This is a genomic window from Saccharothrix isguenensis, assembly GCF_052936305.1.
Map to the genome: position 1 here is coordinate 5,952,144 of NZ_CP193626.1, position 22,924 is coordinate 5,975,067.

Here is a 22,924-nt window from a genome sequence, read left to right on the forward strand (position 1 = left end):
GCATCCTCCCCGTCACCAACTGGTCTAGACCGGAAAGTACCAATCCCGGATTACCGACGCGAGCACCGGGGAGGTGTCGTGAGCCGCAGCGAGGTCCCCACCGAGATCGTCGAAGGGCCGAAACCCAAGCACGCGCAGCTCCGCGACATCCTGCGGCGCATGGCGGAGCACGAACTCCCGCCCGGTTCCCCGATCCCGTCCGAGCGCGACCTGGCCGAGCGGTACGGGGTCTCCCGCATCACGGTTCGCGCCGCGGTCGGCCAGCTCGTCAGCGAAGGACTCCTGACCAGGGCGAAGGGCCGCGGCACGTTCACCGCCCGGCGTCGGCTGGACGTCCAGCTGTACCTGGAGTCGTTCACCGAGGACATGCGTCGGCGGGGACTCACGCCCGCGACCGAGGTGCTGGCGTGCGCCGAGGAGGTGCCGCCGGCCGAAGCGGCCACCGCGCTCGACCTGCTGCCGCGCGAACCGGCGTGCAGGCTCGTGCGGCTGCGCCGGGCGGACGGCGTGCCACTGGCCGTCGAACGCGGTTGGTACAACCCGCGGGTCGTGCCCGACCTCGACCGGCACGACCTCACCACCTCGCTCTACACCCTCATCGCCGACCACTACGGCGTGCAGCTCGACCACGCGGCGCAGACCGTGTGGGCCGAGGGCGCCGACCCCGAGACGGCGAAGCTGCTCGGTGTTCGGACCGGCAGCCCGCTGCTGGTGTTCCACCGCGTCGCCGGCTCACGAGGCAGGCCCGTGGAGGACATGACGTCCTGGTACCGGGGCGATCTCTACCAGGTGACCATGCAATTGGACCGGACCGTCCCGGAATCCGGCCCGCACCACTCCGCCAAAGGAGGTACCCCATGAGCGCCAGCGCCCCCCAGGCGACCGGCGGTCGTGAGATCAAGGGACTGGCCGGTCTCCAGCGCTTCGGACGCAGCCTCATGCTGCCGATCGCCGCGCTGCCCGTCGCCGCTCTCCTGCTGCGACTAGGACAGAAGGACATCCTCGGCGAGGACCTGCTGGGCTGGAACGCGGTCGCCAGCGTCATCGGCGGGGCGGGCAACGCTCTGTTCGCCAACCTGCCGCTGCTGTTCGCGGTCGGTGTGGCGATCGGCTTCGCCAGGCGCGGCGACGGTTCCACCGCGCTGGCCGCCGTGGTCGGCTTCGTGGTGACGGAGGCCGTGTTCACGGCGATGTCGCCGCTGGTGCTGCCGCTGCCCGAGGGCGCCGCCGAGGACGCCAAGCAGGAGATGATCAACTACTCGGTGCTGACCGGCATCGTCGTCGGTCTCATCACGGCCGTCCTCTGGCAGCGGTACCACCGCATCAAGCTGCCCGCCTACCTGGCGTTCTTCGGCGGCCGGCGGTTCGTGCCGATCATGGTCGCGGGCGTGATGATCCCCGTCGGCGTGGTCATGGGCCTGATCTACCCGTGGTTCGACGCGGGGCTGACCGCGGTCGGCGAGGCGATCTCCAACAGCACGATCATCGGCGCGGGCATCTACGGCACGATCAACCGCCTGCTGATCCCGCTCGGCCTGCACCACATCCCGAACACGTTCATGTGGCAGGTGTTCGGCGAGTACGAGGGCGCGACCGGCGACATCCAGCGGTTCTTCGCGGGCGACCCGTCCGCGGGCACGTTCATGACGGGCTTCTTCCCGATCTTCATGTTCGCCCTGCCCGCCGCGGCGCTGGCCATCGTGCACACGGCGCGTCCGGGGCAGCGGAAGATCGTCGCCGGCATCATGGGCTCCGCGGCGCTGACCTCGTTCATCACGGGTGTGACCGAACCGCTCGAGTTCGCGTTCATGTTCGTGGCGTGGCCGCTGTACGTGATCCACGCGGTGCTCACCGGCACGTCGTTGGCCATCAGCAACGCGCTGGACATCCACCACGGGTTCGGCTTCTCCGCCGGCGTGATCGACTACGGCCTCAACTTCGGCATCGCCACCAAACCCCTGCTGATCCTGGTGCTGGGCGTGATCTACGCGCTCATCTACTACTTCCTGTTCCGCTTCGTGATCACGAAGTGGAACCTGAGGACGCCGGGCCGTTCCGAGGACGAGGATCCGGAGGCCGACCAGAGCGTGGTCGAGCCCACCCGGGACACGGCCGGTGTGGACAAGGCCGACGCGGACCGGACCAGCGACGGCAAGGCCGACAAGAACGGCGGGAGGGGCCGGGACGCCACGGCGTCCTGAGCCGGCAACGGAAAGACGAGAGGACGGGTCATGCCTGAGCGACGGGTCACCGTGGCGAGCAAGGTCGGACTGCACGCACGCCCTGCCGCACTCCTGGCGAAGGCGGCGGCCGGGCAGTCGGTGAAGGTCACCATCCGCAAGGACGACGGCCAACCGGTCGAGGCGGCGAGCGTGCTGGGGCTGATGACGCTCGGTGCGATGCACGGCGACGAAGTCGTGCTGGCCGCTGACGGTGACGGCGCGGAAGCCGCGCTGGAGGCCATCGCCGAGATGATCGCCACCGACCTCGACGAGGGCTGATCCCCCTCGGCACCACGACTGGGCACTGCTCGCACCTCGCGCGGGCAGTGCCCAGTGGCGTGTCGAGGCCACGCGAGTCGTCCGCTCCGGCACCGCGAGTCGTCCACCCGCGCACCTTGGGGCCCGAAGGGCTCGCACTGCTGGAGCTCTCACAGTGCCGGAGCGGACGACTCGCGGTGCCGGAGTGGAGGACTCGCGGTTAGAGGGGGAGGGGGAGGAGGTTGGTGGTGGCGTCGCGGAGGGCGGTGCGCATGGCTTCGCGGGGGGCCGGGAGGCCGGTGAACTGCTCGGCCTGGCCGAAGGACTGGTGCAGGAGCATGTCCAGGCCCGTGGCCAGGGTGCGGCCGCGCTTCTCCACCGCGTACGCCAACGGCGTAGGCCACGGGTGGTAGATGACGTCCAGAATGGTGGGGGCCTCGGCCAACGCCGCGGCGATCGGCTCGGTGGCGGCCGGCGGCACGGTGCTGACCAGCACGTCCGAAGACGCGGCCAGCGCGGCGAAGTCGGCGTCGTCCCAGGTGACGGTGTCCAGGGCCAGACCCAGGCGGGACGCGCACGTCTCCGCCTCGGCGGCACGGGAGACCGAGCGGACCACCAGCGACACCGACCGGACCCCCACCGACGCCATCGCCACCAGGGCCGCCGTCGCGGTGCCGCCCGCGCCCAGCAGGACGGCACGCGTGCCGGACGTGAAGCCGCACACCGCCCGCAGCGCGCCCAGCACGCCGTCCACATCGGTGTTGTCCGCCCGCCAGCCGTCGACCACCGGGACCAAGGTGTTCGCGGCGCCCACCTGGACGGCCCGTTCGGTGGACGAGGTGGCCACCGCCAGAGCCGCACGCTTGTTCGGCATCGTCACCGACAGGCCGGCCCACGACGAATCCAGCCCCGCCACCAACGACGGGACGCCGGCCGCCTCGCACTCGATCCGCGTGTAAGCCCAGTCGGCCAGCCCGAGCGCCGAGAAAGCGGCGTTGTGCAGCACGGGCGACAAGGAGTGGGCCACCGGCGAGCCGATGACCGCCGCACGACGCGTCACGTCAGAAGACGCCTTCCGCGCGCGCCTTGGCCACCAGCACCAGGTGCTCCTCGTACGTGGTCGTGAAGCACGACGTGCCGTCCTTCTCGCACTTCACGAAGTACATCCACGGCCCCTCTTCGGGGTTGATCGCGGCGGCGATGGCCTTCTGGCCGGGCGAGCCGATCGGCGTCGGCGGCAGCCCCTTCACCTGGTAGGTGTTGTACGGCCCGGACGCGTCGCGGTCCTCGTCGTCGGTGGTGATCCGCGGTCGGTCGAGCTTGTAGTTGACCGTGGAGTCGAACTGCAGGATCTGGCCCTCCGCGAGCCGGCTGTAGACGACCCGCGAGATCTTGCCGAAGTCCTCGGTCAGGCCTTCCTTCTCGACCAGGGACGCGATGACCAGCACCTCGTACGGCCGGAAACCGGTCTGCGTCGTGCCGCTGGGGATGCCGTAGCCCTGCAGCCGCGACAGCGACGTGGCGATCACGCTCTTCAGCAGCTCGGTGGCGTCCGCGCCAGGCTTGAGGTGGTACAGGCCCGGCACGATGAGGCCTTCGAGCCGGTTCTCCTTGGGCGCGTTCGCCACGTCGCCCAGCGCCCAGTCCGGGATGCCGAGCGCGGCCGGGTCGGCGTTGTGCGCCGCTTCCCTCAGCTCATCGGGCGTCACGCACTTCTCCTTGCCGTCCAGCTCGACGCACGACGCGTCGGACAGCTGCGACAGGATGCCCTTGGTGATGCTGCCGTCCAGCGCGGTGATGTCGTGCAGGACGTTGCCGCCCTTGACCTCCAGCGGCACGACCTTCGACGCCGGGTCCACCATCCGCGTCACCGCGGCCTCACCCGACATCTTCGTCTTCATCAGGTAGAAGCCGGGCTGGATGGCGGTGACCCGCCCGTCGCCCGCGCCCGCCTCGGTGAACGCCCGCGAGCTCGCCACCACGCCCTGCTCCTTGAGCGTGGTCGCGATGGTGGTGACCAGGTCGCCGTCCTTGACCTCGACCACCACGTCGGCCTCGCCGACGCCCTCGAAGTCGTCGTACGAGCCGATTCCGCTCAGCGTCTGGTACCCGTAGTACGCGCCGATACCACCGCCGACCAGCACCAGCGCCACGACGACCCACAGGATCGTCGTCTTGCGCCTGCGCTTGGCCCGCCGTGCTGCGGCGTCGTTCTTGCCGCGCGTCCGCTCGTCGTGGCGCGCGTCGGGATCGGTGAACAACCCGAGGTCGTCGTTCACGAGCCGTCCTTAGCTCCGGGGGCCCGCTCCTCAGCGGCGCGGGCCACGTGTCGCGCCCGTCCGTCCAGCCACGACTGCAGGATCTCGACCGCGGCAGCCTGGTCGACGACGGCACGTTGCTTCTTGCCTCGCACCCCGCGCTCGGCGAGCACCCGGCTCGCCGTGACGGTGGTCAACCGCTCATCGGTGAGCCGCACCGGCACCGGGGTGACGCGCTCGGCCAACGCCGCAGCGTACGCCGCCGCCGCCGATGCCGCCGGCCCGTGCTTGCCGGCCAGCGTGCGGGGCAGTCCGACCACGACCTCCACGATGTCGTGCTCGGTGACGAGAGCCGCCAGGTCCGAGAGGTCCCGGCCGCTCTTCACGTCACGTGCCAGGGTAACCAGCGGTGTCGCGAGGAACGCGCCGGGATCGCTCAGCGCCACCCCGACGCGGACCGCGCCGACGTCGACGCCCAGCCTCCGACCGAGGCCGGGGTCGTCGACGCCGGGACGGTCAGCGCTGCTCAAGAGCCCTGTCCACCTCGGCGCGCAGCGCGGTGACGGCCTCGGCCACACCGTTCGGGTTCGTGCCGCCACCCTGGGCGAGGTCCGGCTTGCCGCCGCCACGACCGCCCACGGCCGGGGCGAAGGCGGGCACCAGCTTGCCGGCGGCCAGGCCCAGGTCGCGGGCGGCGGAGGTGGTGGCGACCACGAAGCTCACCTTGTCGCCGTCCCGGGCGAACAGGCCGACCACGCCGGGCTTGGCACCGAGCCGGTTGCGCACCTCGGCGGCGACGGTCCGCAGGTCGGCGCCCGACGTGCCCGCCGGCAGCTCCAAGGCGACCAGGGCCACGCCGCGCACGTCCAGGGCCTGGTCGGCCAGCGAACCCGCGTTGGCCACGAGCTGGGCGGCCTTGACCTTCTCCAGCTCCTTCTCGGCCACCCGCAGCCGCTCCACCAGCGCCTCGACCCGGGCGGGCACCTCGGCGTCGGGCACCTTCAGCAGGGCGGCGACGTTCTGCACCAGGGCCCGCTCCTGGGCCAGGTACTTGAAGGCCTCGATGCCGACGTAGGCCTCCAGGCGGCGCACGCCGGAGCCGATGGACGACTCGCCGATCATCGTGATCGGGCCGATCTGGGACGAGTGCTCGACGTGCGTGCCACCGCACAGCTCGCGCGACCACGGCCCGCCGATCTCGACGACGCGCACCTCTTCGTCGTAGGTCTCGCCGAACAGGGCGACGGCGCCCATCTCCTGCGCGCCACCCATGTCGGTGTAGACGACCTGCACCGGCAGGTCCTTGCGCACGGCGAGGTTGGAGACCTCTTCGATCTCGCTGCGGGTCTCCTCGGAAAGACCACCCGTCCAGGCGAAGTCCAGCCGCAGGTAGCCCGGCTTGTTGTACGAGCCGCTCTGCAGGGCGGACGGGCCGAGCACCTGGCGCAGGGCGGCGTGCACGATGTGCGTGCCGGAGTGGCCCTGACGTGCGCCGATGCGCCACTCGGGGTCGACCCTGGCCTCGACGTGCTCGCCCTCGGCGATCTCGCCGCTGACCACGCGCACCTGGTGCACCCACAGCTTGCGGGCCACCTTCTGGACGTCCACGACCTCCAGCTCGGCGCTGCCGGACACGATCACGCCGGCGTCGCTCTCCTGGCCGCCGGACTCGGCGTACAGCGGCGTGCGGTCGAGCACGACCTCGACCAGGTCGCCCTCGCGGGCCGACTTCACGCGCTTGCCGTTGCTGACGATGCCGCGCAGGGTGGCCTCGGAGGCCAGCTCGGAGTAGCCGGTGAACTCGGTGGCGCCGAGTTCGAGCAGCTCCCGGTACACGGTCTGGTCGCCGTGGCCGGTCTTCTTGCCGGCGGCGTCGGCCTTGGCGCGGGCGCGCTGCTCGGCCATCAGCTTCCGGAAGCCGTCCTCGTCCACGGTGAGGCCCGCCTCGGCGGCCATCTCCAGGGTGAGGTCGAGCGGGAAGCCGTACGTGTCGTGCAGCTGGAACGCCTTGTCACCCGGGAGGGTGGCGCGGTTGTCGGCCTTGACCTCGGCGGCGGCGTTCTCGAAGATCCGCGAGCCGGCGTCGAGCGTGCGGAGGAACGTGTCCTCCTCGGCCTTGAGCACCTGGGCGATCCGGTCGAAGCCCTTGACCAGGTCGGGGTAGGCCGGGCCCATGGCGTCGCGGACGAGCTCGGCGAACTGCACGAGCACGGGCTCGGTCACGCCCAGCAGGCGGGCGGAGCGGACGATGCGGCGCAGCAGGCGGCGCAGCACGTAGCCGCGGGCCTCGTTGCCCGGCGTGACGCCGTCGCCGACGATCAGCACACCGCTGCGGGCGTGGTCGGCGATCACCCGGAAGCGGACGTCGTCGGTCGGGTTGTCGCCGTACTTGCGGCCGGACAGCTCCTCGGCCTTCTGGATCACCGGGCGGACGAGGTCGGTCTCGTAGACGTTGTCCACGTCCTGGAGCAGCACGGCCACCCGCTCGACGCCCATGCCGGTGTCGATGTTCTTGGCGGGCAGGTCCCCGACGATCGGGAACTCCTCCTTGGAGCCGCCCTCGCCGCGGACGTTCTGCATGAAGACGAGGTTCCAGATCTCCAGGTACCGGTTCTCGTCGGCGACCGGGCCGCCCTCCAGGCCGTACTCGGGACCGCGGTCGTAGTAGATCTCCGAGCACGGGCCGCACGGGCCGGGGACGCCCATCGACCAGAAGTTGTCGGCCATGCCGCGCCGCTGGATGCGCTCCAGCGGGAGGCCGGCGACCTTCTGCCACAGCTCGATGGCCTCGTCGTCGTCCAGGTAGACGGTGACCCACAGGCGCTCGGGGTCGAAGCCGTAGCCGCCCTCGTCCTGGGACCTGGTGATCAGCTCCCAGGCCAGCCGGATGGCGTCTTCCTTGAAGTAGTCGCCGAACGAGAAGTTGCCGGCCATCTGGAAGAACGTGCAGTGGCGGGTGGTCTTGCCCACCTCGTCGATGTCGCCGGTGCGCACCACCTTCTGGATGCTGGTGGCGCGCTTGAACGGCGCCGGGGCGTCACCGAGGAAGTACGGCTTGAACGGCACCATGCCGGCGTTGACGAACAGCAGGTTCGGGTCGTCGAGGATGAGCGAGGCGCTGGGCACGTACTTGTGGCCGGCGCGCTCGAAGTGCTCGCGGAACCGCTTGATGATCTCGTGGGTCTGCACGGGTCTTGATCCTTACGAAGGGTGGGAACCTGGGCGCGGTGAGGCGACCGACCGGGCTGTCCCGCCTCAGTCGATCGCCCGGCGCGCTCGCCGACCCGGCGTGACGCCCGTCTGGCGCGCCACGGTCTCGTGCAACTCGTCCTCGCGCTCGGACATCCCGGCGCGCACGTCGGCGCCGAAGGACCCGAGGGCGCCGGCCAGCTGGCGCAGGCCCTGCCCGACGTTCTCGCCGATGCCCGCGGGTGTGGCGGCGTGCGCGGCCTGACCGGCCTTGCGCGCGGCGGCCACGCCCGCGGCGATACCCAGTCCGAACCAGAACAGCCGACTCATCGCCTACCCCTGCGTCGAGAGTGCTTGTTGGGCGCTTCCTTCGCCGCGCGCCGGGCGCGGACGGCCTTGCTCACGCCGTAGGACAGCGCGGCGGCCTTGACCAGCGGCCCGCCCAGTGTGGCGGTGAACAGCGAGGTGAGCGCGGAGACGTTGCCGGTGACCGCGCGGGCGTTGGCGGTGATCCCGTCCACCCGCTCCAGCTGCGTGTTCACGTGAGAGATCGTCGTGTTCGCGCCGGTGAAGAGGGGGTCGCTGTTCTCGTGCGCCTTGCGGATCGCGACCGTGGCCTCGTCCAGCGTGCGGCCCAGCTTGATCAGCGGGATCGCCAGCAGGAGCACAAGCAGCACGAACGCACCGGCGGCGACCAGCGCGGCGATCTGCCCTGGCGACACGGATCCTCCTGGATGGACTGCGAGGGCCGAACGGCGGCCTCGAATGGTGGCCAAGGTTACCGCGCCGCCCCGGGCCGCCTCGAACGAGATCAGCGGTGGGCGCGCGGGCCCCGTGCCAAGGGTTGGGACGGCGGCCCAAGACCCCCCATTTGGCGTCGATTGGATCGCGGTCGCGGCGGCTAGCGTTGGTCGCACAGTGATCGTCGCGTCACAGGTCGTCACCCAGGGCTTGACATACACGACACCGAGTAGATGAGGTAAGCCTTACCTTGGTCGATTCGGTCGGAGGTGCCGTGTTCCCCGTCAGTTCCTCCGGCCGACCGATCCCGCCCGGCCGGCCCGCCGACGTGCTGGCGCGAGCCCAGCGGGTGCTCGGCGAGCTGCCCGAGCACGGCATCGGCGCGGACGCCGCCCTGGCCCGCGTCACGACCGTGCTCGCGGACGCCGGCGTCGACCTGGCCAACCCGTTCGCCGCCGCCCACCTGCAACCCCCGCCGCTGGCCGTGGCCGTGTCCGCGGACGCCCTGGCCAGCGCGGGCAACGCCTCCCTGGACACCTACGACTCCGGCCCGGCCGCCATCGCCGTGGAGCGGTGGGTGGTCGCGGCGCTCGCCCGGCTGGCCGGGTTCGACGCGGAGGCGGACGGGGTGTTCACGCCCGGCGGCACGCTGTCCAACCTGACCGCGTTGCTGCTGGCCCGGGACGCGGCGGCGGCCCGGCTCGGCGTCGACGTGCGGTCCGACGGGGTGGCGGCGTTACCCGATCCGGTGGTCTTCTGCTCGGAGCTGGCCCACTTCTCGATCGCGCGGGCGTGCGCGGCGCTCGGCATCGGCGAGCGCGCCGTGCGACCGGTGTCGGTGGACTCGCACCGGCGGATGCGGCCGGACGCACTGGCGTCGATGCTCAGGGCGGGGGGCACGCCGGTCGCGGTCGTGGCGACGGCGGGCACCACGGACTTCGGCTCGGTGGACCCGCTGCCGGAGCTGGCCGCGATCGCCCGCGAGCACGGCGCCTGGCTGCACGTGGACGCGGCGTACGGCTTCGGCGCGGTGTTCTCGTCGAAGCTCGCCGGGCTGGTGGACGGCCTGGCGCTGGCCGACTCGGTGACCGCGGACCTGCACAAGATCGGCTGGCAGCCGGCGGCGGCGAGCGTGCTGCTGGTGCGGTCGGCGGCGTCGTTCGGGCCGCTGGAGCGGTCGGTGGCGTACCTGAACCCGGAGGACGACCGGGCCGCCGGCTACGACGGCACGCTCGGCCGTTCGTTGCAGACCACGCGCCGGCCGGACGCGGTGAAGGTGGCGGCGACCCTGCTGGCGCTGGGCCGGGCGGGTCTGGGCGCGCTGGTGGACCGGTGTCACGAGCTGGCCGGCCACGCCGCCGGGCTGATCGCCGCCGACCCGGCGTTCGAGCTGGTGGGCGGGGCGACGTTGACCACGGTGGTGTTCCGGTACCGGCCGGCGGACGACTCGGTGGCGGACGAGGTGAACGCGCGGCTGCGGCGGACCCTGCTGCGGGCGGGCGAGGCGCTGATCGGGCGCACGCAGGTCGACAAGGCGACGTGCCTGAAGTTGACCCTGCTCAACCCGAACGCCCGGGAGTCGGACCTCGTCGCGCTGCTGGCGCTGGTCCGCGAGGCCGGATCGGCCGCCGAACGACTGCTGGAAGGAGCGGCATGAGACCAGATCCGCTGGAAGGCGACGCGCGGGCGACCGCGGAGCACGCGCACCTCGAAGCGCTGCTGCGGTGCTGGGTGCGGGAGCGGAACGTGCCGGTGGCGGACCCGGTGCGGATCGACGTGCTCGGCCTGCCGCTGGAGGCGGAGGTGCGGTACGCCTCGCCGACCGGGCGGCACCGGTTCGGGCCGGTGACGGTCGCGGGCAAGCCGGTCGACCCGGTGGTGGCGGTGGCGCTGGTGGGCGCGGAACTCGGTGGCGACACGGCGGACCTGGTGGAGCGCACGGCCGAGTCGGTGCGGCGGGTGGCGCAGTTCGTGGCCCACCGGCGCCGTGAGCCGGTGGGGCCGGCGGACCGGTTCCTGGACGCCGAGCAGCGGTTGATGCTCGGCCACCTGCACCACCCCGCGCCGAAGAGCCGGGACGGCCTGTCGGACGCGGACAACGCCCGGTACGCGCCGGAGCTGCGCGGGTCGTTCCCGCTGTTCTGGTTCTCCGCGGCCGAACAGGTCGTGTCGCACGGCTCGGTGGCCGGGCCGGACGCGGTGACGTTGATGTCCGCGCTGGCCGGCCGCAGCCCCGAGCCGGGCCGGGTGCTGGTGCCCGCGCACCCCTGGCAGGCGCACGACCTGCTGCACCGGCCGCGGATCGCGTCGTTGGTGTCGCGCGGGCTGCTGGAGCCGCTGGGCGAGTTCGGACCGGCCTGGTCTCCGACGTCCAGCCTGCGCACGGTGTACCGGACGGGCGCGCCGGTGATGCTGAAGCTGTCGCTCGGCCTGCGGATCACCAACTCCCGCCGCGAGTCCACGTCGACCGAGTTGCGCCGGGGCTCGGAGGTCCACCTGCTGCTGGAGTCCGGGTACGCGGCGGGCACCGAGAAGGCGCACCCCGAGTTCGACGTCCTGCGCGACCCGGCGTGGATCGCGGTGGACGAGGGCGGCGAGGTCACCGGGCTGGACGTGGCCGTGCGGAACGTGCCGGAGGACATCGGCGACTCGCGCTGCCTGGCCGGGATGGTCGCGCCGAGGCCCGGCATCGGGCGTTCCCTGCTGGGTGAACTGGTGCTCCGGCTCAACGCCGCCGAGTGGGTCGCCGACTACACCGACCACGTGCTGGTGCCGATGCTGCGGCTGTACGCGGAGACGGGCATCGGGTTGGAGGCGCACCAGCAGAACACGCTGGTCCGGCTGGACCCGGCGGGCCGCGTGGTCGGCGGGCGCTACCGGGACAACCAGGGCTACTACCTGGCGGCTTCGCACCTGCCGAGGGTGCTGGAGCGGCTGGGCGTCCAGGAGTCCACGCTCGCCGTGGTGGACGACGCGACCGTGGACGACCGGCTCACCTACTACCTGCTGCGCAACCAGGCGCTGGCGGTGATCGGGTGCATCGGTGTGGAGGGGCTGGCCGACGAACGGGACCTGCTGGGCGTGATGGCGGCGCGGTTGGAGGCGGCGCTGCCCGCGTTGGCCGAGGCCGGTCCGGACGGCGACCGGTTGGCGCGCAGGTGGCTGGAGGCCGACGTGCTGCCGTGCAAGGCGAACCTGCTGACCAGGTTGGAGGGCATCGACGAGGTGCTGGCGCCGCTGGACGCGCAGTCGGTGTACTTCGACGCGCCGAACCCGTTGCGGGAGGGCAGGTGCGCCCGGTGAGCCACCTCGACGCCTACCGTCCGACCGACGACCTGTCCGGGGTGCCCGGCCCGCCGCTGCCGGTGCTCGCCGACGGCTGGCACGCCCGCGCGGTCGACCCCGACACGCCTGACCTGGACCTCGTGCACCGCTGGATGCAGGCGCCGCACGTGGCCGCGTTCTGGCACCAGGCGTGGCCGCGCGACCGGTGGGAGGACGAGGTGCGGCGGCAGCTGTCCGGGCCGCACTCGCTGCCGGTGCTGGTGAGCCGGGGTGGCGATCCGGTGATCTACCTGGAGGTGTACCGGGCGGCGCGGGACGTGGTCGCGCAGGTGTACCAGGCCCGGCCGCACGACATCGGGCTGCACGTCGCCGTGGGCGATTTCGGGATGACCGATCGCGGGCTGGTGCGCGCGCTGCTGCCGGTGCTGGCGGAAGCGCTGTTCGAGGCCGATCCGCGGTGCACGCGGGTGCTGCTGGAACCGGACGTGCGCAACCGGCGGGCGATCGCCTCGTTCACCGCGGGCGGGTTCGCGCCGGCGGGCGAGGTGTTGTTGCCCGACAAGGTCGCCCTGCTGATGGTGCGGACCCGATGACCTCCCGGGCGGCGTCCGCGGACGTGGTGGCCATCGGGTGCGGCCCGTTCAACCTGGGCCTCGCCGCGCTGGCGTCCACTGTGGACGACCTGGACGTGGTGGTGCTGGAGGCACGGCCGGAACTGCGCTGGCACAGCGGGGTGATGTTCCCGGACGCGGTGCTCCAGGTCAGCTTCCTGGCCGACCTGGTGACGTTGGTCGACCCGACGCACCCGCTGTCGTTCCTGGCCTACCTGCGGGACGCGGACCGGCTGTACCCGTTCTACGTGCGGGAGAAGTTCCACCCGACCCGGCGCGAGTACGAGGACTACCTGAGGTGGGCGGCGTCCCGGCTGCCGGTGCGGTTCTCGCACCCGGTGACGTCGGTGCGGTGGGCCGGCGACCGGTTCGTGGTGTCCGGGGAGCGGTTCTCGGTGGAGGCCCGGCACCTGGTGCTCGGGGTGGGCACGACCCCGTTCGTGCCGCCGGCGCTGGCGGGGCTCGGCGACCGGCTGGTGCACAGCTCCGACTACCTGCACCGGGAACCCCCCGGCGAGGGAACCCGCGCAGACCGGGTGACCGTGGTGGGCTCGGGCCAGTCCGGGGCGGAGATCGTGCTCGACCTGCTGCGGCGCGACGTGGACGGGGGCCCGGCGGTGGCGTGGCTGACCCGGACCCCCGTGTTCGCGCCGCTGGACTACACCAAGCTGGTGCTGGAGATGACGACGCCGTCGTACGTGCGGCACTTCCACTCGTTGCCGCAGGAACGGCGGGACGCGCTGCGGGCCGAGCACTGGCGGCACTACCGGGCGATCTCGGCGGAGACGCTGGAGGAGCTGCACGACCTGCTGTACCGGCGGGAGTGGGAGCACGCGCGGGCGCCGGTCGAGCTGCGGCCGGGCGTGGCGGTCGTGTCGTCCTCGGTGGAGTCCGGCGAGGTGGTGCTGACCTGCGTGCACCGGGACACCGGCCGGACGTTCCGGCACCACACCGACCTGGTCGTGGCGGCCACCGGGTACGGGCAGGCGCCGACGCCGTTCCTCGCGCCGCTGGAACCGCTCGTCCACCGGGACGACCAAGGCCGGTACGTCGTCGCGCTGGACCACTCGATCTCGCTGGACCCGTCCGTCACCGGCCGGGTGTTCGTCGCGAACGCCGACCTGCACAGCCACGGCGTGGCCGCGCCCGACCTCGGCATCGGGGCGGTGCGCAACGCGACCATCGTCAACGCGGTGACCGGTCGCGAGGTGTACCCGCTGCCGAAGCACACCGCCTACACCAGCTTCAGCGTCCCGGGGGACTCCGGGCAGCCCGAGGCCGAGGCGCGACCGGGAGACGACGTTGACTGACCTGTGGCACGAGTGCTCGGCGGCGCTGCTGGCGAAGGCGATCGGCGAGCTGTGCTTCGAAGGGCTGCTGGAACCGACCGCGCACGACGGTCCGGCGCACGACGGTCCGGCGTGCCACGAGCTGCGGTTCGCGGACGCGGTGTACACGTTCACGGCGACGCGGACGGCGTTCGGCGGGTGGGCGGTGCGGCCGGGATCGGTGCGCCGGGCGGCGGCGGGCATCCTCGGTGACGACGTGGTCGAGCCGTGCGACGACGTGCAGCGGTTCGTCGTGGACGCGTTCCGGCACCTGAGGGTCGACCCGGCCACGACCGCCGGTTTCCTGGTCGAGGTGACGGCGACGCTGGCCGCCGACGTCGCCCTGGCCGCGACCGCGTGGCCGGTGGCGGAACTGTCGTCGTTGCCGCAGTCCGAGCTGGACGGGCACCTGACCGGGCACCCGTGGCTGATCGCGAACAAGGGCCGGGTCGGGTTCTCGGCGGACGACCTGGCCCGGCACAGCCCGGAGTCACGGACGCCCGTGCGGCTGCCGTGGGTGGCCGTGCACCGGGGCTTGGCGGAGTTCCGCGGCACGTCGGAGCTGTCGGAGGAGGGCGTCCGCGCGCGGGAGCTGGACCCGATGACGGTCGAGCGGTTCACCGAGGCGTTGCAGGAGGCCGGGGTCGATCCGGCGGCCTACGTGTGGCTGCCCGTGCACCCGTGGCAGCTGGACCACGTCGTGCGGACGTTGTGGGCGCCCGAACTGGCCACCGGCCGGCTGGTCGAGCTGGGTGAGGCGCCGGACTGGTACCTGCCGACCCAGGCGATCCGCACCATGTCCAACGTGGACTCGCCGGGGCGGTACCAGGTCAAGCTGCCGTTGCGGGTCCTGAACACGTCGGTGTACCGGGGCATCCCGCCGCACTGCACGCTGGCCGCGCCGGTGGTGACGCAGTGGCTGTCGGGTCTGTGGCGGGCGGACAAGCTGATCGGCGAGTGGGGCACGCAGCTGTTGGGCGAGGTCGCTTCGGTGACGGTCCGGCACCCGCAGCTGTCCCGGGCTGGGGACGTGCCGTACCAGTGGCTGGAGACGATGGGGTGCATCTGGCGCGAGCCGGTCGCCCTGCGGCCCGGTGAGCGCTCCTGGTCGTTGGCCGCGCTGCTGCACGTGGACCGCGCCGGTCGGCCGCTGGTGCTGGAGTACATCGGGGACACGGACCCGGCGGCGTGGTTCGCCGCGCTGCTGCGGGCTCTGCTCCGGCCGTTGCTGCACGTGCTCTACACGTACGGGATCACGTTCAACCCGCACGGCGAGAACGTCGTGGTGATCACCGACGCGGACGACGTGCCGGTCCGGGTGGCCCTGCTCGACCTGGTGGACGACGTGAACGTGTCGGTGGACCGCGTCCCGGCGCGCGGCCTGGAACCGGACGCCCACGACCCCGTGCTGCCGCGCAAGCCGTGGCCGATCCTGCGCCAGTACGTCGTGGACGCCCTGCTGGTGGGCGTGTTCCGGCCGCTCTCCGGCCTGCTGCCACTCCCCCAGGACCGGTTCTGGGGCATGGTGCGCGGCGAGATCGACGCCTACCGGGACCACTTCCCCACCCTGGCCGGCCGGATGGACGAAGGCTCGTTGACCGTCCGGGACTTCCTCCGCTACCCGCTGAACAGCTACCGGATCACCCTCGGCTACCAGGACCTGACCGCCCGCCCGCCGGTGCCGAAGACGGGCACCCTCCCCAACCCGCTGCACGACGCCGTGCCGATACCGCCGCTCGACGGCTGGTGAAGCTCGGTCGCCTCGCCCGGTATCCCCGACCGGGCGAGGCAGCCGGAGTCCTAGGGGCGGGCGAGGGTCAGGTAGGCGAAGCCGAGGTGGCCCCGGTAGCCCTTGAGCCAGCCTTCGCGGTGGTCGTCGACGATCTCGCGGACCTCGTCGGCGCGCGGGTCGTCGGGGTGATCCAGCAACCAGCGCTCGCGGGCGGCGCACCAGCGGGACTCGAAGCCGTCCCACTCGTCCAGGGTGGCGGTGGTGAGGTCGAGCAGGCGGTAACCGCAGGCCATCGCCAGGTCGACCAGGTCGGCGAGGGTGCCGACCACCTCCTCGCCGAAGATCTCGACCGACCGCGCGTTGGGCGGCTGTTCCCAGAAGCCGTCGCCGAGCAGCAGGGTGCCGCCGGGGCGGAGGCGGGCGTGCATGGCCTCCAACGTCTGCTTCGTGCCGCCCCACGCGTGGGAGGAGCCGATGGAGATCGCCACGTCGGCCGGCGCGGTCTCCCACGTGGTGACGTCGGCCGACTCCAGCGTGACGCGGGACGCCAAACCCCTGGCCTCGACGTTCGCCCGCCCCCGGCTGATGGCGTGGTCGTCGCTGTCGACCCCGAGCCCTCGCGCGTTCGGCTCGTGCTCCACCGCCCTGAGCAGCAACTCCGCCCACCCGCAGCCGTAGTCGACCACCGTCGACCCGGCGCCGAGGCGCAGGCCGCTGACCAGGTCGTACGCCTTGCCGTCCGACAGCGGGGCGTTGAAGTCGAGCAGGGCGTGGCCGTTCAGCGGTACGTCTGTCACGAGCACACCGTGTCAGAACGGGGTCGGATCGGAAATGGAATTACCGCTGCCGGGCGGGCGGCGACCCACTCGCCGCCCCCGGACTGCTCGCTGCCCCGGGCTACTCGTCGCCCCTGACCACGCGGCGCAGCTTGGGGAGGCGTTCGGCGATCACGCGTTCCGCGCCACGGCCCGTCGGCTGGTAGTAGTCCCGCCCGACCAGGTCGTCCGGCGCGTACTGCTGGGTCAGCACGCCCTCCGGCACGTCGTGCGGGTAGCGGTAGCCCCGGGCGTTGCCGAGCTTCGCCGCACCCGCGTAGTGGCCGTCGCGCAGGTGCGCCGGCACGGAGCCGATCGCGCCCTTCCGCACGTCCGCCATCGCCTCGCCGATCGCGGTCGTCACGGCGTTGGACTTGGGCGCGGTGGCCAGGTGGACGGTGGCCTGAGCGAGGTTCAGCGCGCACTCCGGCAGCCCGATGAGCTGCACGGCCTGCGCGGCGGCCACGCAGGTCTGCAACGCGGTCGGGTCGGCCATGCCGACGTCCTCGCTGGCGTGGATCACCAACCGCCGGGCGATGAACCTCGGGTCCTCCCCCGCCTCGATCATCCGGGCCAGGTAGTGCAGCGCGGCGTCGACATCGGACCCCCGGATCGACTTGATGAACGCGCTGGTCACGTCGTAGTGCTGGTCGCCCTGCCGGTCGTAGCGCACGGCCGCCTTGTCGACGGTCGCCTCCAGCGTCGCCAGGTCGAGCACACCGCCCGGACCGACCGAGTCCGCCGCCGCCTCCAGCGCCGTCAACGCGCGCCGGGCGTCACCACCGGCCAGCCGCACCACGTGGTCCTCGGCGTCGGGCTCCACGGTGATCGAGCCGTGCAGACCACGTGCGTCCTCGATCGCCCGCTTGACCAGCACGCGCACCGCGTCGTCGGTCAACGGCCGCAGTTGCAGCACCAGCGACCGCGACAGCAGCGGCGAGACGACGGAGAAGAACGGGTTCTCCGTGGTCGCCGCGACCAGCAGCACGATCCGGTCCTCCACCGCGCCGAGCAGGGCGTCCTGCTGGGTCTTGGAGAACCGGTGCACCTCGTCGATGAACAGCACGGTCGACTCGCCGGACCGGACCAGGCGGCGGCGTGCCTCCTCGATGACCGCGCGCACCTCCTTCACGCCCGCCGACAGGGCGGACAGGGCGGCGAACCGCCGACCGGTGGCCTGGGAGACGAGCGTGGCGAGGGTCGTCTTGCCGGTGCCGGGCGGGCCGTAGAGCATGATCGAGGCCGGTGACGAGCCCTCCACCAGTCGGCGCAGCGGCGCGCCGGGACCGAGCAGGTGGTCCTGCCCCACGACCTCGTCCAGCGTGCGCGGGCGCATCCGCACGGCCAGCGGCGCGTTCGCGGCGATGCGGGCGGCCTTCTCCTCCGGGTCGACGCCGAACAAACCCTCGTCGAACAGCCTTTCGTCCACGTGTTCGACTGTAGCTCTCCTGTGCACAGCCGCTGTCCGAGCGTGCAACGCCGGTTCCGCCGCAGGTCGTGGCCGGTGCAGGGTGGCGGCATGAGCAGGCTGAGTCCGGAGCAGGTCGCCCGGTACGCGCACGACGCGGGGTTCCGCGGGCAGGACCTGACGATCGCGGTGGCGGTCGCGCTGGCCGAGTCGGGTGGTGACCCGCGGGCGCACAACGCGACCCCGCCGGACAACTCGTACGGGCTGTGGCAGGTCAACATGCTGGGCTCGCTGGGGCCGGCGCGGCGGCGCGAGTTCGGGCTGGAGTCGAACCGGGAGCTGTTCGACCCGGCCGAGAACGCGCGTGCGGCGAACAAGATCTCCGACGACGGTCGGTCGTGGACGCCTTGGACCACGTACACGAGCGGCGCCTACAAGCGTCATCTGGACGAGGCCCGGCGGGGCGTGGACGCGATGAGGCGCGGCGGCGCGCGAGGCGGCCGGGGAGGCGGCTCGGGAGGCGGCGGGTCACGCGGGGGTGGTGGGTTCTCGGTCGACGTGGGCGTGCTGCGCGACTACGCGCGGCGGACGCGGGACACGGCCGACGACCTCACCGCGCTCGGTCGGCGGCACGTCCGCGAAGTGCGGGAGATCGCCGAGGACAGCTTCGGGCGCATCGGCAGGCAGTCCGGGTTCGCCGACGCGCTGGACGACTTCGGCGCGGCGCTGCGCAAGCAGGTCAAGGGCGTCGCGCGCAACTCCGACACGCTCGCCACGTCCGCGGCCCGTTCCGCCCGGGCGTACCAGGAGCAGGACGACGACACGGCTCGCGTCCTGCGTGGCGGAGGGGAGGGGTAGTGGACACCCGTGAGATGGCCCGGCACTTCGCCGAGAGCATGATCGGCCACCGGAACTCGTTGGCCGGCAAGGCGGAGGACGCGGTGAAGGCGCAGTACGCGCTGCACCAGACCGCGTCCGGCCTCACCGACCGGCACGAGGACCACGACAAGGCCGCCAAGACCGTGCTGGAGCACTGGAAGGGCGACAACTCCGAGGGTTTCGAGAAGCGGTCGAACCGGCTGGGCAGGCAGTTGCGGGCGACCGCCGAAGCCGCCCGGGACGCGGAGAAGATCGTCGCCGGGGTGTCGAGCGCGTTGACCACCGGGCACGCGCGGGCGCGACAGGCGGTCGAGGAGTACCTGGACCGGGCGACCAGGCTGCTCGACGCGGGCAAGGCCGTCGGCACGCAGGCCGCGCTCCTCAAGGCCGTGGCCCAGGCGGCGGACCTGGAACCCGGGTACACCGAGGAGACCAGGGCCACCGTGCGGCGCGTGCGGGGCGAGATGGAGGAAGCCGCCCGCAAGCTGCGCGCGGTGGAGAAGGAGGTCGAGCACGACGGCGTCGCGGACGGCCGCGCCGGGCGGACGGCGCCGTCGCGCGCCCGTGACCGGGGCCGTTCCCGGACGATCATCTCGGCCGCACGGCGTCAGCTGGGCACCCGCGAGAACCCGCCGGGCAGCAACCGCAACCCGTACGGGCCGACCGCGCCGTGGTGCGCGTCGTTCACCACGGCGATGTGGCGCAAGGCCGGGGTGGACATCCCGGTCCTGCCGTTCACCGGCGACGTGTTCCGGTGGGGTCAGCGGCACGGGAAGGCGTACACGAGCCTGAGCGCCGTGAAGCCGGGTGACGTGCTGCTGTTCGGGTCGGGGCCGAACAGCCCGGCGACCAGCACGCACATCGGGATCGTGGAGAAGGTGTCCGGCGGGACGGTGACGCTGATCGAGGGCAACTCCGGTGACGGCGTGCGGCGGAACACGCACAAGCTCAGCTCGGCGACGTTCTACGGAGGGGTGCACCCGTGATCACGGGCGACGCGCACGACCCGGACACCGGGATCGCGGTGGAGGTCGGTCCCGGCGGTGCCCTGCGGGACCTGGTGCTGGACGCGCGGTCGCTCAGGCTCGGGCAGGCCCTGTTGGCGAAGGCGATCCTCGACCTCGTCGACACGGCGACGGCCCGCGCCAACGCCCGCGTCCACCGCGCTGTCGGTGACGTCAGCGCCCTGGGGCTGGCGGTGGAGACCCGGATGGCCGAGTCGGTCGAGGACACGACTCCCGAGACCTGGCGGGTGTGATGCGGCTCGGCGAGCGGCTGGACGCCATCCGGCGGGAGGCTTCGGCGGCCGGGGTGACCGTGGTGGTCGACCTGCACGGCAAGCCCGTCGACCTGAGGTTCACGAGGGAGGCGCTGACCATGCGGCCCGACGAGCTGGCCCGTGTGGTCCGCGACCTGGCCGACGAAGCCGCCGCCGCGGCCTTGGCGGACGGGTTGGCGGTGGTGGGCGAGGTCGTGCCGGACGGGTGGTCGGCCGAAGCCTGACCGCGCACCGGTTGGAAGCCGTACATTCCGGCGATGACCGCACGCCCGTTCGCCCGCCTGCTGGCCTGGTTGATCGACTGGCTGTGCGTCCTGGCGTGGGTGGTCGTCACCGCTGCCGTCGGCGTGCCGCTGTACCTGACCGGCGTGACGGCCGCTGTCGGTCAGGTCGGGCTGAACGTCATCGCGACGGTCGTGACGGTCGTCCCGGTGGTGCTCTGGCTCAGCGCCTCCGAGTCGGGCAGGCAGGCCACGGTGGGCAAGCGCGTGCGCGGGCTGAGGGTGGTCGACGCGGCCACCGGAGCACCGATCCCGTTCCGTCGCGCCCTGGTCCGCAACACGCTGAAGATCGGGGTGCCGTGGCTGATCGGCCACGCCGCCGCCATCGCCATCGTCGGGGCGAGCGCCGAAGCGTCCGTGCCGCCGCAGGTGTGGGTGCTGACGGCGGTCGCCTACGTGCTGCCGCTCTCCTACGTCGTGTCCCTCTTCGTGGGCAGCGGCCGGACGCCGTACGACCTCGCTGCCCGCACGGTCGTCCGGGCGGAATAGCCCGCAGGACCATCTCGGTCCGAATTCACGCGTCCGTGCGGGCCGATAACGGATCGTGCCGTTATCGGCTGGTTTTCGCACCTACTCGGGTGATGATGTGCGAATACTTGTTCGACTATTGTTCTGGGTATGGATGTTGTGCCGGTGTTGTTGACCGAGGATGACGTGTTCGCCGCCGTTGCGGAGGTTGAAGCGTCCATTCGGGCATCGCACCGGCGGCGGTTGGAATTGTCCGCCGAGGTGGTGCGCTGCGGGTACGACCTGGATTCGTACCGGGCCTTGGTGCGGGCGAATCCGGCGGATTTCAAGCAGTGGGTCGCGCAGGTGGGGTTGTTCCTGCCGTCGGTCGCGCCGACCGGGCAGCCATTGCCGCCCCTGTGCCGGGTGGTGGGTGGGGCGTTGGCGGAGGGGGTGTTGTCGGAGGGTCATCTGCGGGAGTTGGCGCGGGCGGTCGGGACGCTGGAGCTGCCGGACTGGTCGGAGGAGGTTCTGGTCGAGGCGGCGCGGTCGGTGGAGCCGAAGGTGGTCCGGCAGCTGGCGGACCGCATCCGGGACCGGGTCGAGCAGGACGCGGTGGACGAGCTGGACGAACCGGCGGCGGAGCCTGCGGATGTGGTGTACCTGCGGGATCTGCCGGGTGGGCGGGTGGAGTTCCGGGGTGAGTTGTCGGCGGAGTCCGTGGCGCGGTTCACCGCGATGCTGGAGCCGTTGTCCGTGCCGCGTCCGGAGGGTCCGAAGGATCGGGCGCATCGGTTGGGTGAGGCGTTCGCGGATGTGGTGTCGCTGGCGTCGCGGTCGGGTGACCTGCCGTCCGAGGCCGGGGAGCGTCCGCACATCAGCGTGACGGTGGATGTGGAGACGCTGCGGCGTGGGGTGGGGCACGCGGTGCTCGACGGGGACCGCTATGTGAGTGCGGCGCAGGCGCGGCGGATCGCGTGCGACGCCAAAGTGATCCCGGTCGTGATGGGTGGCGATTCCGAGGTGGTGGATCTGGGGCGGACGAAGCGGACGGTGAGTGTGGCGCAGCGCAAAGCGCTGCACGCCCGCGACCGGGGATGCGCTTTTCCGGGGTGTTCACGGCCACCGAAGTGGTGCGACGCGCACCATGTGCGGCATTGGTCGGAGGGCGGGGACACCGATCTCGGGAACCTGGTTCTCCTGTGCCGCGCGCATCACACGCTGGTGCACCACTCACCATGGCGGATCACCATGACCGGCGGTGTTCCGACGTTCATTCCGCCACGTCACGTCGACCCGGCCCAGAGGCCCCGGCAGAACATGCTACACCGACCACCCATGCCCATCGCCGCCTGAACACCCGCGTGGGCCGGTGCGGCAGGGTGGGGTTAGGGCGAGCCGGAGAGCAGCGCGGTCAGGTGGCGGGTCAGCCAAGGGGTGTCGGCCGGGGAGAGGTGGACCCACTCCTCGTCGCCCAACCGCTCGGTGGTCAGCGCGTAGCGGCCGGCGGCGGTGTCGGTCCAGCTCAGGGTTCGGGAGCGGCCGGCGGGGCCGTTGGCGGCCAGTTGACCGGTCGACTTGCGCGGTGAGTCGACCAGGGTGGTGATCGCGCGGGTCGCACGGCCGGTGATGTCCGCCTGGGCGAGCGCGCGGTCCATCGCGGCGTGACCGGACGTGGCGTAGGCGTCCATCGCGGCGGAGAAGGCGGACCTGGGCATCCGGACCTGTTCGCCGGGGCCGGCCGGGGCGTCGCCGATGACCCTGGTGATCGCGGACGGCAGGTCGGTGATGGGCTCCAGGGCCACTTCGCGGTCGTTCAGCACGGCCAAGACGCCGCGCGTGCCCCGCGCCGTCGCCACCACGCGCCACGGGTGCGGCCGGAAGACCAGGGCGTCGATCGAGACCGCGCCGTGGGACAGCAGGCCGAACAGGTCCTCCAGCTCCGACGAGACCTCCCCGCCGTCCGCCAGACCGGCCTCGGTCAGCGTGCGGAGGACTTCGGCGCCCATGGCGTCCCGTTCGTCCATCGTCTCGCCGTGCGAGGGCACTTCCAGCGGGTAGGGCGGCTCCCCCACGCCCAGGTCCTCCCACAACAGGTCGAACTCCAGGTGGGACAGGACGACCGCGGTCGCCGAACGTCGCGCCATGGTCAACGAAGGTAGCGGCCGGAGCCGCCTTTCGCGGCCTGTTG

General features: G+C 72.2%; 23 protein-coding genes. 14 read left to right on the forward strand and 9 right to left on the reverse strand.

All coding sequences use genetic code 11. The annotated features are described in order from the left end of the window. The first annotated feature begins 159 nt into the window (after nt 1–159). Genes ACRAKI_RS26285 through ACRAKI_RS26295 form a run of 3 tightly spaced genes read left to right on the forward strand, consistent with a single transcriptional unit; the run spans nt 160 to nt 2,501 of the window. Nucleotides 160–861, forward strand: coding sequence for a GntR family transcriptional regulator (locus ACRAKI_RS26285; protein WP_447008517.1), 702 nt, complete (start codon nt 160–162; stop codon nt 859–861). Continuing rightward, a complete protein-coding gene (locus ACRAKI_RS26290) occupies nt 858–2,201 on the forward strand; it encodes a PTS transporter subunit EIIC (protein WP_447003182.1) in 1,344 nt (447 codons plus the stop codon). The genes ACRAKI_RS26285 and ACRAKI_RS26290 overlap by 4 nt, the downstream gene beginning before the upstream one ends. Nucleotides 2,202–2,231: 30 nt before the next feature. After that, entirely contained in the window at nt 2,232–2,501 is a 270-nt protein-coding gene (locus ACRAKI_RS26295) for an HPr family phosphocarrier protein (protein ID WP_447003183.1), read from the forward strand. Between the two features lie 199 nt (nt 2,502–2,700). On the opposite strand, the gene ACRAKI_RS26300 is transcribed toward ACRAKI_RS26295, so the two are convergent. The 6 genes from ACRAKI_RS26300 to ACRAKI_RS26325 form a co-directional block, all read right to left on the reverse strand. Then, the gene (locus ACRAKI_RS26300) at nt 2,701–3,540 is read right to left on the reverse strand and encodes a shikimate dehydrogenase (RefSeq protein ID WP_447003184.1); all 840 of its coding nucleotides are present in this window, start codon (nt 3,538–3,540) and stop codon (nt 2,701–2,703) included. A gap of 1 nt (nt 3,541) precedes the next feature. Continuing rightward, nucleotides 3,542–4,759, reverse strand: coding sequence for an endolytic transglycosylase MltG (mltG, locus tag ACRAKI_RS26305; protein ID WP_447003185.1), 1,218 nt, complete (start codon nt 4,757–4,759; stop codon nt 3,542–3,544). After that, nucleotides 4,756–5,268 carry a Holliday junction resolvase RuvX gene (gene ruvX / locus ACRAKI_RS26310; protein ID WP_447003186.1) on the reverse strand — a complete coding sequence of 171 codons (513 nt, stop codon included), beginning with the start codon at nt 5,266–5,268 and terminating at the stop codon, nt 4,756–4,758. Before ruvX ends, mltG begins: the two co-directional genes overlap by 4 nt. Beyond that, nucleotides 5,255–7,927: an alanine--tRNA ligase gene (alaS, locus tag ACRAKI_RS26315; RefSeq protein WP_447003187.1), complete on the reverse strand. Its 2,673-nt coding sequence runs from the start codon at nt 7,925–7,927 to the stop codon at nt 5,255–5,257. The genes ruvX and alaS overlap by 14 nt, the downstream gene beginning before the upstream one ends. 66 nt (nt 7,928–7,993) lie before the next feature. Continuing rightward, on the reverse strand, nt 7,994–8,257 hold the full coding sequence (locus ACRAKI_RS26320) for a hypothetical protein (RefSeq protein WP_447003188.1): 264 nt from the start codon (nt 8,255–8,257) through the stop codon (nt 7,994–7,996). After that, nucleotides 8,254–8,649, reverse strand: a complete 396-nt coding sequence (locus ACRAKI_RS26325) for a DUF948 domain-containing protein (protein WP_447003189.1) — start codon at nt 8,647–8,649, stop codon at nt 8,254–8,256. The genes ACRAKI_RS26320 and ACRAKI_RS26325 overlap by 4 nt, the downstream gene beginning before the upstream one ends. Before the next feature lie 293 nt (nt 8,650–8,942). Between ACRAKI_RS26325 and ACRAKI_RS26330 the strand changes: the two genes are divergently transcribed. Genes ACRAKI_RS26330 through ACRAKI_RS26350 form a run of 5 tightly spaced genes read left to right on the forward strand, consistent with a single transcriptional unit; the run spans nt 8,943 to nt 15,642 of the window. Further along, nucleotides 8,943–10,325 (forward strand): pyridoxal phosphate-dependent decarboxylase family protein, encoded by a 1,383-nt coding sequence (locus ACRAKI_RS26330; RefSeq protein WP_447003190.1) that lies wholly within the window; start codon nt 8,943–8,945, stop codon nt 10,323–10,325. After that, on the forward strand, nt 10,322–11,971 hold the full coding sequence (locus tag ACRAKI_RS26335) for an IucA/IucC family protein (RefSeq protein WP_447003191.1): 1,650 nt from the start codon (nt 10,322–10,324) through the stop codon (nt 11,969–11,971). The genes ACRAKI_RS26330 and ACRAKI_RS26335 overlap by 4 nt, the downstream gene beginning before the upstream one ends. Beyond that, nucleotides 11,968–12,546, forward strand: a complete 579-nt coding sequence (locus tag ACRAKI_RS26340) for a GNAT family N-acetyltransferase (RefSeq protein ID WP_447003192.1) — start codon at nt 11,968–11,970, stop codon at nt 12,544–12,546. Before ACRAKI_RS26335 ends, ACRAKI_RS26340 begins: the two co-directional genes overlap by 4 nt. Next, the gene (locus ACRAKI_RS26345) at nt 12,543–13,874 is read left to right on the forward strand and encodes a lysine N(6)-hydroxylase/L-ornithine N(5)-oxygenase family protein (protein ID WP_447003193.1); all 1,332 of its coding nucleotides are present in this window, start codon (nt 12,543–12,545) and stop codon (nt 13,872–13,874) included. The genes ACRAKI_RS26340 and ACRAKI_RS26345 overlap by 4 nt, the downstream gene beginning before the upstream one ends. Continuing rightward, nucleotides 13,867–15,642: an IucA/IucC family protein gene (locus ACRAKI_RS26350; RefSeq protein WP_447003194.1), complete on the forward strand. Its 1,776-nt coding sequence runs from the start codon at nt 13,867–13,869 to the stop codon at nt 15,640–15,642. The genes ACRAKI_RS26345 and ACRAKI_RS26350 overlap by 8 nt, the downstream gene beginning before the upstream one ends. Before the next feature lie 50 nt (nt 15,643–15,692). Here the strand turns inward: ACRAKI_RS26350 and ACRAKI_RS26355 are convergent, their stop codons facing one another. Further along, on the reverse strand, nt 15,693–16,421 hold the full coding sequence (locus ACRAKI_RS26355; RefSeq protein ID WP_447003195.1) for an SAM-dependent methyltransferase: 729 nt from the start codon (nt 16,419–16,421) through the stop codon (nt 15,693–15,695). 100 nt (nt 16,422–16,521) lie between these two features. After that, entirely contained in the window at nt 16,522–17,868 is a 1,347-nt protein-coding gene (locus ACRAKI_RS26360; RefSeq protein ID WP_447003196.1) for a replication-associated recombination protein A, read from the reverse strand. 90 nt (nt 17,869–17,958) lie between these two features. Between ACRAKI_RS26360 and ACRAKI_RS26365 the strand changes: the two genes are divergently transcribed. From ACRAKI_RS26365 to ACRAKI_RS26390, 6 genes are all read left to right on the forward strand, one after another. Continuing rightward, nucleotides 17,959–18,705: a type VII secretion target gene (locus ACRAKI_RS26365; RefSeq protein WP_447003197.1), complete on the forward strand. Its 747-nt coding sequence runs from the start codon at nt 17,959–17,961 to the stop codon at nt 18,703–18,705. After that, on the forward strand, nt 18,705–19,712 hold the full coding sequence (locus ACRAKI_RS26370) for a CHAP domain-containing protein (RefSeq protein WP_447003198.1): 1,008 nt from the start codon (nt 18,705–18,707) through the stop codon (nt 19,710–19,712). Before ACRAKI_RS26365 ends, ACRAKI_RS26370 begins: the two co-directional genes overlap by 1 nt. Next, entirely contained in the window at nt 19,709–19,984 is a 276-nt protein-coding gene (locus tag ACRAKI_RS26375) for a YbaB/EbfC family DNA-binding protein (protein WP_447003199.1), read from the forward strand. Before ACRAKI_RS26370 ends, ACRAKI_RS26375 begins: the two co-directional genes overlap by 4 nt. Continuing rightward, nucleotides 19,984–20,229: a hypothetical protein gene (locus ACRAKI_RS26380; protein ID WP_447003200.1), complete on the forward strand. Its 246-nt coding sequence runs from the start codon at nt 19,984–19,986 to the stop codon at nt 20,227–20,229. The genes ACRAKI_RS26375 and ACRAKI_RS26380 overlap by 1 nt, the downstream gene beginning before the upstream one ends. A gap of 33 nt (nt 20,230–20,262) precedes the next feature. Next, nucleotides 20,263–20,775: an RDD family protein gene (locus tag ACRAKI_RS26385; RefSeq protein WP_447003201.1), complete on the forward strand. Its 513-nt coding sequence runs from the start codon at nt 20,263–20,265 to the stop codon at nt 20,773–20,775. Nucleotides 20,776–20,904: 129 nt separating this feature from the next. Further along, complete coding sequence (locus tag ACRAKI_RS26390) at nt 20,905–22,089, forward strand: DUF222 domain-containing protein (RefSeq protein WP_447003202.1); 1,185 nt, start codon at nt 20,905–20,907, stop codon at nt 22,087–22,089. A gap of 32 nt (nt 22,090–22,121) precedes the next feature. On the opposite strand, the gene ACRAKI_RS26395 is transcribed toward ACRAKI_RS26390, so the two are convergent. Beyond that, nucleotides 22,122–22,880 carry an ESX secretion-associated protein EspG gene (locus ACRAKI_RS26395; RefSeq protein ID WP_447003203.1) on the reverse strand — a complete coding sequence of 253 codons (759 nt, stop codon included), beginning with the start codon at nt 22,878–22,880 and terminating at the stop codon, nt 22,122–22,124. Nucleotides 22,881–22,924 lie beyond the last annotated feature (44 nt).

Bases quoted from the DNA above. Each gene is read 5' to 3' on its own strand.
- ACRAKI_RS26285 (WP_447008517.1), top strand. From the start codon at position 160: ATGGCGGAGCACGAACTCCCGCCCGGTTCCCCGATCCCGTCCGAGCGC.
- ACRAKI_RS26290 (WP_447003182.1), top strand. From the start codon at position 858: ATGAGCGCCAGCGCCCCCCAGGCGACCGGCGGTCGTGAGATCAAGGGA.
- ACRAKI_RS26295 (WP_447003183.1), top strand. From the start codon at position 2,232: ATGCCTGAGCGACGGGTCACCGTGGCGAGCAAGGTCGGACTGCACGCA.
- ACRAKI_RS26320 (WP_447003188.1), bottom strand. From the start codon at position 8,257: ATGAGTCGGCTGTTCTGGTTCGGACTGGGTATCGCCGCGGGCGTGGCC.
- ACRAKI_RS26335 (WP_447003191.1), top strand. From the start codon at position 10,322: ATGAGACCAGATCCGCTGGAAGGCGACGCGCGGGCGACCGCGGAGCAC.
- ACRAKI_RS26345 (WP_447003193.1), top strand. From the start codon at position 12,543: ATGACCTCCCGGGCGGCGTCCGCGGACGTGGTGGCCATCGGGTGCGGC.
- ACRAKI_RS26365 (WP_447003197.1), top strand. From the start codon at position 17,959: ATGAGCAGGCTGAGTCCGGAGCAGGTCGCCCGGTACGCGCACGACGCG.
- ACRAKI_RS26380 (WP_447003200.1), top strand. From the start codon at position 19,984: ATGCGGCTCGGCGAGCGGCTGGACGCCATCCGGCGGGAGGCTTCGGCG.
- ACRAKI_RS26385 (WP_447003201.1), top strand. From the start codon at position 20,263: ATGACCGCACGCCCGTTCGCCCGCCTGCTGGCCTGGTTGATCGACTGG.
- ACRAKI_RS26390 (WP_447003202.1), top strand. From the start codon at position 20,905: ATGGATGTTGTGCCGGTGTTGTTGACCGAGGATGACGTGTTCGCCGCC.
- ACRAKI_RS26395 (WP_447003203.1), bottom strand. From the start codon at position 22,880: ATGGCGCGACGTTCGGCGACCGCGGTCGTCCTGTCCCACCTGGAGTTC.